The sequence below is a fragment of the Paenalicyclobacillus cellulosilyticus genome, from assembly GCF_014647315.1.
Classification (GTDB): domain Bacteria; phylum Bacillota; class Bacilli; order Alicyclobacillales; family Alicyclobacillaceae; genus Alicyclobacillus_J; species Alicyclobacillus_J cellulosilyticus.
Genome location: NZ_BMOY01000095.1, coordinates 1 through 766, shown reverse-complemented (window position 1 = coordinate 766; position 766 = coordinate 1). Strand labels below are relative to the sequence as shown.

Genomic DNA, 766 nt, shown 5'->3' with positions numbered 1-766 from the left:
TGGGAAGCCGTTGCGCTGACACTTGCAGAAAAAGCGGGTATTAAAACAACCGATTGGCGTCTGGAAACAATCATGGAAAAACCAGTGCTGATTCTGCGCCGTTTTGATCGTCACGAAGGTCAGCGTGTTCCATTCTTATCTGCAATGAGTATGTTAGGTGCAAAGGATAATGACCCCCACAGCTATCTTGAAATCGCTTACGCCATTACTCAACACGGTGCAAGTCCAAACAGTGATTTAGAAGAACTGTGGAGGCGTATCATCTTTACCGTAATGATTTCAAACACAGATGATCATTTAAGAAATCATGGTTTTTTATATGAACGTCATAAAGGTTGGAGGTTGTCACCTGCCTATGATGTCAACCCAACCCCCCTTGAAATGAAAGCACGTATGTTATCAACGTCGATAGATTATGATGATCCAACGGCTTCTATTGATTTGGCGCTTTCCGTCATTGATGAGTTTCGGATAAAGAAAGCAAGAGCACTTGAAATTATAAAAGAGGTTGCGTTAGCGGCAAGTAAATGGCGTTCGGTTGCTAGCCAATTTGGTTTGACAAAAAGGGAGATTGACCGCATGGCTTCTGCTTTTGAGCATGAAGATTTGAAGATAACAAAACGTTAACAATCCTGGGCCATCACTCCAAACACAAGGCTAAGTTACAAGGGTAGAGCATAAATGGTGTTAATCAAACACGACTTCTTTGGGATCGAAAGCATCAGGATCAAATTCATCATGGACCCACTCTAGCATTTCTTCATGT

1 protein-coding gene is annotated in these 766 nt (G+C 42.2%); it reads left to right on the top strand.

Annotation, left to right across the window (positions count from 1 at the left end):
• On the top strand, nucleotides 1–627 hold a 627-nt coding region (locus tag IEX97_RS12935), incomplete at its 5' end, for a type II toxin-antitoxin system HipA family toxin (protein WP_188883515.1).
• Nucleotides 628–766: the final 139 nt, after the last annotated feature.